This window comes from Bacillus sp. JJ1122 (genome assembly GCF_036964885.1).
Taxonomy (GTDB): Bacteria; Bacillota; Bacilli; order Bacillales; family Cytobacillaceae; genus Mesobacillus.
The window spans coordinates 1-6,530 of record NZ_JBALQL010000051.1; the positions used below are offsets into that span (position 1 = coordinate 1).

The 6,530-nt window shown below is 41.0% G+C and carries 8 protein-coding genes; 5 read left to right on the forward strand and 3 right to left on the reverse strand.

Translation table 11 applies throughout. The annotated features are described in order from the left end of the window. Positions 1 to 300: 300 nt before the first annotated feature. Entirely contained in the window at positions 301 to 540 is a 240-nt protein-coding gene (locus tag V7201_RS22790; protein ID WP_335379044.1) for a hypothetical protein, read from the reverse strand. Positions 541 to 755: 215 nt separating this feature from the next. On the opposite strand from V7201_RS22790, the gene V7201_RS22795 reads away from it, so the two are divergent. Further along, a complete protein-coding gene (locus tag V7201_RS22795) occupies positions 756 to 944 on the forward strand; it encodes a hypothetical protein (protein WP_335379045.1) in 189 nt (62 codons plus the stop codon). A 104-nt stretch (positions 945 to 1,048) separates the two neighbouring features. Further along, complete coding sequence (locus V7201_RS22800) at positions 1,049 to 1,300, forward strand: hypothetical protein (protein WP_335379046.1); 252 nt, start codon at positions 1,049 to 1,051, stop codon at positions 1,298 to 1,300. A 103-nt stretch (positions 1,301 to 1,403) separates the two neighbouring features. Here V7201_RS22800 and V7201_RS22805 read toward each other — a convergent pair whose 3' ends face one another. Together V7201_RS22805 and V7201_RS22810 are read right to left on the reverse strand one after the other, a co-directional pair. Further along, the gene (locus V7201_RS22805; protein WP_335379047.1) at positions 1,404 to 1,559 is read right to left on the reverse strand and encodes a hypothetical protein; all 156 of its coding nucleotides are present in this window, start codon (positions 1,557 to 1,559) and stop codon (positions 1,404 to 1,406) included. Then, positions 1,556 to 2,206 carry a DUF2238 domain-containing protein gene (locus tag V7201_RS22810; protein WP_335379048.1) on the reverse strand — a complete coding sequence of 217 codons (651 nt, stop codon included), beginning with the start codon at positions 2,204 to 2,206 and terminating at the stop codon, positions 1,556 to 1,558. The genes V7201_RS22805 and V7201_RS22810 overlap by 4 nt, the downstream gene beginning before the upstream one ends. Positions 2,207 to 2,350: 144 nt before the next feature. Here V7201_RS22810 and V7201_RS22815 point away from each other — a divergent pair, with 144 nt between their 5' ends. The 3 genes from V7201_RS22815 (at position 2,351) to V7201_RS22825 (ending at position 6,431) form a co-directional block, all read left to right on the forward strand. After that, the gene (locus V7201_RS22815) at positions 2,351 to 2,620 is read left to right on the forward strand and encodes a hypothetical protein (RefSeq protein WP_335379049.1); all 270 of its coding nucleotides are present in this window, start codon (positions 2,351 to 2,353) and stop codon (positions 2,618 to 2,620) included. A gap of 312 nt (positions 2,621 to 2,932) precedes the next feature. Beyond that, complete coding sequence (fdhF, locus tag V7201_RS22820; protein ID WP_335379050.1) at positions 2,933 to 5,890, forward strand: formate dehydrogenase subunit alpha; 2,958 nt, start codon at positions 2,933 to 2,935, stop codon at positions 5,888 to 5,890. Next, entirely contained in the window at positions 5,883 to 6,431 is a 549-nt protein-coding gene (locus tag V7201_RS22825) for a DUF1641 domain-containing protein (protein ID WP_335379051.1), read from the forward strand. Before fdhF ends, V7201_RS22825 begins: the two co-directional genes overlap by 8 nt. Positions 6,432 to 6,530: the final 99 nt, after the last annotated feature.

A 6,530-nucleotide genomic window follows, 5' to 3' on the forward strand; every position in this document is an offset into this window, starting at 1 on the left:
AAGGTGAACCCAGCCCCTTTAAGGGGCTGGGTTCACCTTTTATTAGATATTCTCCAATATAGAATGCTAGTAATCCATGCATTCAAATCTCTGATATTGTTAATTTTATTTTATTCAGAGGCAGAAACCAACTTTTTGGAGCTAGCTCTAAAGGGAAAGGGGCACACCGCTGAATCAAGTTCTGCAAATAGCCCTGACTGATCTTATAGTGGATGACAAAAGAAGGGGAAGAAAACCTACATGAAGCCTCATTAATTAAGTGAAATGCTGCTCTCTTACTCTAGTTATAGTAATTAATTTTCATTTTCGGAACTGCTTTCTCTGTCGGTAATCTTCTTCGGTGCCTAACTCTCTATTAAGCAGCCATTCCATCTCCTCAAGTGCATTTTTCGTTACAAAAGGATCGTTCATGGACCACTGGACTGTATAGACAAAATAGTAGTTTTTTATTCGTCTGAACATGACAAGAGAATCAGGGTACTCGTTGAATTGGGCTTTAATATTGTATCTTTTTGTGTATGACCATTTTGTTAATTCCATGTCATGTCTCCAAGTCTTTTTTAGTGAAATACCCCTGATTACTAATGGGAAAACAGTAAATTAGAACAAAGAAGTGTTATTATGTGCTGAATATGCTAAAATTGGTTTCGTTACAAAATGTTAGCGACAATTATCTACATGATATACATCTGCTAGCAGTTTGATAGATTATGGGTATTTCTTGATACATAAGGACTTGGAGGGAAATTGATTCTATGAATGATGCCCAGAGAATTCAGTTAAATGTAAGAGTGTCTAAAGAAACATCAGATAAACTCGAAGAGATTGTTGAATATTATCAGGAAAATACGAAGATTGGCAGAATATATAAAGGTGATGTATTGACAGATATTATCGAAAAGTCATATGAAATCATGCAAAAGCAAAAAAACTTAAGAAGATAATTTTAATAACTAAAATTAGTCAAATTTATGAACAAAATGGTTGCACTTAATGATAATAAGTCGTATTATTTAAATAATCTGATAAATCAACGATAAGGTGGTTGATGGTGATTATGATGCGTATGGCGATTGCTGGTGTAGCCGGTTTTGTTCTTGTTTTTATCGAGTCCTTCATCGTTATGGGAATAAAGCAATATGAGGCCATTGATTTCGGCGGAATTGCTCCTTTTGTCAGTGTCTGGACAATGAACTTTTTCCTTGTCTTTTCTATCCTCACTCATATCAAACTTTGGTATGAAGAGCGTGAAGCACAACGCGCAGAAGAAGCTGCCGAAAGGGACCGGTTCATGAATTAGAATATTTTAAGAAGGCACGCCATCTGGTGTGCCTTCTTTTTTAGTGTATTTTTGTAAATCGAGCGAAGGAGCCTGGTTTAAAATGTCCTTTCCTGTAACCAAATCAGGATCTTAAATTATCCTGGTTGTCATAATCCTTTTCTGCTTCCTCAGCTGCTATCCGCAACTCCTGGAAAAATAACTGATCATTACAAACCATGCTATGTTTTTGTTCAGCTCCGTCAGTATGGTTCATTTCTTCTCTATGTTCTTTTTTCATTCTTCTTCCTCCTTGTGAAATTTATTTGCTTGTAATCCTATTTCCCGTTTTAACAATTGGTCATGCATTTTTGTTAAAAGTATTAACGCAATTATAGATCCGATAAAGCTTAAGAACATATCCCATTGTGTATCCCAAATGTCTCCCTGAGTGCCTAAAAAATCCTTTGAGACCCTCCCCCCTTTTGCCACTAATGCAAAAAGCCATTCAACGATTTCATATAAGGAAGCAATTGCCAGAACAATGGAAATTACAAGTCCATTCAGCCAGCCTCCTTTATAGAGCAAGGTTTTTCTTAGCAAGATTTCGCGAATAACAATTGCTATCAGGCCTTTCATGAAATGGCCAAACCTGTCATAATCATTCCGTTTTAAATCCAATGTATCTTTCAGCCAATCAAAAAGAGGTACTTTTGAATATATGTAGTGCCCTCCAATGAACATAAGAATGGTGACGAATGCGATGATTGTGTAGGAAAGCGTAGTTAATCGGAATTTTTTATAAAGAATAAGAAATACTACAATCGGAACAACTGCGGGCGTTACTTCCAAAACCCAGGAGGAATAAGCTGTGGGCTTGATGGCCGACCATGTGAAAACAATTATTACAATGATCAGAAGCACTAAGTGGACTAATTTATTCTTCATAAAACTCAGCTCCCATTTGGCGAACTCTTGTTGTAAGTATTTTACTATTTGTTAATTTTCATTCTTTAGGATGTCATTTGCAGTGCAATCATGAACGAGATCAGTTTGAGGCAGACTAAATTCATTTCATCCGGGAGGGAATTCATGACTGATTTGAAGTGCGTGTATACTTTTAATGAGGACGAGCAATTTTTAACAATCAATTTTTTGCAGGAGGGCGGAGAGACAGATAACTCCTTATGTTCCTGGAGTGCTTTCGTATTTGACGGGAATTGGAGCGACCTCATCAATACGGCGGCTTCCATTTCAGATAGGACGGCTGAAAGCGTTGAATATGCTTATGAAACACTTGGGATAAGAGGAAGACTTGCTGTATTAGCTGGACTGAGATCTCAGAGTCAATTTCATTCATGATTGAAACTTCTCTATTTCACCTGCAGGCTTTGCTTTTTGCCTCCTCCATTATCATGGTTGATGAAGTTGATTTCTTAGATAACTTTGGATTTGCTAAGGAGACTTTACAAAGCGGTAAATCATTCTATTTCTTAGCTTCAAAGGCAGCTGATGACGATTCATGCCGCTTCTTATAATTTAAAAACTTGAGGCCCTTCCGGATTTTCTGGAGGGTTTTTTTTTGATGTTAATCTCAAAAAAAGTGGTTAAGGTTCTAATGGGATAGGGTAGTGAGGAATAGGGCGATTTTATAGAAGAAAGGAAGATGAGGCTTTGTCAGGCAAAATAAACGTAAGAATCAACGGGGCCGAAGTGACGGCTAATGAAAATCAAACAATCCTTCAATACCTTTCAGGCAGCTCGGTTGAAGTTCCAAGCGTGTGCTACCATCCTAGCCTGGGACCAATCGAGACATGTGATACTTGTATAGTAGAAGTGAATGGGGAACTGGTCAGGTCATGTTCCACCAATATGAATAATGGCGATGTCATTGATACAGTTGCTCCTGAAGTAAAGAAGGCACAAACTATGGCAATGGATAAAATTCTTTTTAATCACGAACTATACTGTACGGTCTGTGACTACAATAATGGGACATGTGAGGTACATAACACAGTCAAAGAAATGAAAATAAATCACCAGAGCATCCCATTCGATCACAAACCATATGAAAAAGATAATTCGAATCCTTTTTACCGGTATGACCCTGATCAGTGTATATTGTGTGGAAGATGTGTAGAAGCGTGCCAGGACGTACAGGTTACTGAGACTCTAAGAATTGATTGGGATCGTGACCGTCCTCGTGTGATCTGGGATAATGATGTTCCAATCAATGAATCTTCCTGTGTGTCATGTGGCCATTGTTCAACGGTATGTCCATGTAATGCAATGATGGAAAAAGGGATGGAAGGAGAAGCGGGCTTCCTGACTGGAATTGCCAAAGAGACGCTCCGTCCGATGATTGAAATTACAAAAGGGGTAGAAACGGGTTACGGATCAATCCTGGCTATTTCCGATATGGAATCAGCAATGCGTGATTCAAGAATTAAGAAGACCAAAACAGTATGTACCTACTGCGGTGTAGGCTGCAGTTTTGACGTGTGGACGAAAGACCGTGAGATCCTTAAAGTGGAACCTCAAATAGATGCGCCTGCCAATGGGATTTCAACCTGTGTAAAAGGGAAGTTCGGCTGGGATTTTGTAAATAGTGAAGAACGTCTTACGAAGCCGCTGATACGTGAAGGAGACAGTTTCAGAGAAGCGGAGTGGGAGGAAGCACTTAGCCTGATCGCTAACAAATTCACCGGAATTAAGAGTGAATACGGTCCAGACTCACTTGGTTTTATCACATCTTCAAAATGTACAAATGAAGAATCATATTTAATGCAAAAGCTTGCTAGAGCTGTTATTGGAACGAACAATATCGACAATTGCTCAAGGTACTGCCAGACTCCGGCTACAGTTGGCCTGTTCAGGACTGTTGGCTATGGAGGAGATGCGGGTTCATTTAAGGATATTGCTATGTCTGATTTAGTGATTATCATTGGTTCCAATACATCTGAGGCTCATCCAGTCCTTGCGACACGAGTGAAAAGGGCACAAAAGCTGAATGGACAAAAAGTCATTGTTGCAGATCTGAGGAAGCATGAAATGGCTGATCGTGCTGACCTGTTTGTAAGACCGAAAGCAGGAACCGACTTAATCTGGCTTTCAGCTGTAACCAAGTATATCGTAGACCAGGGCTGGGCAGATGAGCAGTTTTTAAAGAGCAAAGTGAATGGTCTTTCACAGTATGTTGAGAGCCTGGAAGGATTCACCTTGGAGTATGCAGAGAAAACCACTGGCCTTTCCAAAGAAACATTAATTGATATCGCAACCCATATTCATGAAGCGAAGAGTGTTTGTGCTTTATGGGCTATGGGTGTTACACAGCATCTTGGCGGCAGTGACACCAGTACAGCAATTTCCAACTTGTTGTTGATAACAGGCAATTATGGCCGTCCCGGAACGGGAGCTTACCCTCTTCGCGGCCATAATAACGTACAGGGGGCTGGAGATTTTGGAAGCAGTCCTGATTCATTGCCAGGATATCAGAAGGTATTCGATGATACGGCACGTCAAAAATTTGAACAGGCATGGGGTGCCAAGCTTCCTGCTGAACCGGGAATCAATAATCATGACATGATAGAGGGCATGCATAACGGTACATTAAAAGCTCTTTATATAAAAGGCGAGGAAATGGGCCTTGTGGATTCAAATATCAACCATGTGCACGCAGCCTATGAAAAATTGGATTTCTTCGTAGTTCAGGATGTGTTTTTTTCCAGAACAGCACAATTTGCCGATGTAGTATTGCCTGCAAGTCCCAGCTTTGAAAAAGAAGGGACATTCACGAACACAGAACGCAGGATTCAGCGCTTATACCAGGTATTTGAACCGATGGGCGAATCAAAGCCTGATTGGGAAATCCTGTTGGAAGTTGCAAATCGTCTTGGCGCGCAGTGGACATATCAGCACCCGGCTGAGATCATGGCGGAGGCTGCCAGCCTGATGCCGATTTACGCTGGTGTTTCTTATGAACGGCTGGAAGGTTACAACAGCCTGCAATGGCCAGTAGATCGGGATGGTACCGACAGCCCTGTTCTATATTTAGACGGTTTCCCATTCCCGGATGGTAAAGCAAGGCTTCACCCGGTAAAATGGTCGATCCCTGTGCAGTATGGTGCAGAATATGATATTCATGTAAACAATGGACGTTTATTGGAACATTTCCATGAAGGGAATTTGACCTATAAGTCGAAAGGAATTACCTCGAAAACTCCTGAAACTTTCCTGGAGGTCTCTCCAGAGCTTGCTGAGGAAAGAGGATTGAAGGATGGCACACTCGTAAGATTGACATCGCCATATGGCAACGTAAAGGTCAGATGTGTAGTTACAGACAGAGTGACGGGTAAAGAGGTTTATCTGCCAATGAATGACCAGGGGGATGCGGCGATCAATCTTCTTACAAGCAGCTATGGTGACAAGGACACTGACACCCCGGCATACAAAGAGACAAAAGCGAAAATGGAAATACTGCAATATGAAGGTGATAATCCTTTACCAAGGAATAATTTCCGATACGGTAATCCTCAGCCGCAAATCGGCGTCCAGGTACAGAAGAAGTGGGCACGACCGGATTATATCTTCCCGGGTGATCTTGTGAAGAAGGGACGGACTCAGAATGGCTAAAGCAATCACAAAAATTCAGCATATCGAATTGTCAGAGGACCAAAAAAGAAAGATGGATCTCGAAGAAGTAGAGAGTGCCCTATTAGATAACAAGGATGCTATTTTACAATCACTGGATGTCATGAAACATATGCATGATCGTGGAGTTTTGGCATTGCTTAGCGGATTATTCAGCGAGGGAGACAAAGTTTTAAATGTATTGGTGAAAGCTGCTGACAAACCAGAGGCTACAAATACGTTAAAGAATCTGTTGCTAATGGTCGGCGTTCTGGGAACAATCAATGTTAAGCAGCTCGAACCGCTGCTGCTGAAATTGAATTCTGGGATTGCACGAGTGGCAGAATACAAGGATAACGATGACAAATTAGGCTATTTTGATATTGTCAGATCACTGAAGGATCCTGAGATCAACCGCGCTCTCACATTACTTTTTGAATTCCTGAAAGGGATGGGTGAGGATACGAGCGGGCTAGAGAGGACGACCCAGCTTCCGGAAGATCAGGATTTGCACCAAAGCAAGGATGGGACGCTCGAGAGGTAATTGCAAGAGTATGTGCAGGCAGCAGGCTTATTAGCTTCGCTGCCTGTTTTTTCATTGATAAGGAAAATATAAAATTTTTCAGGTGTGGATAACTCAAGC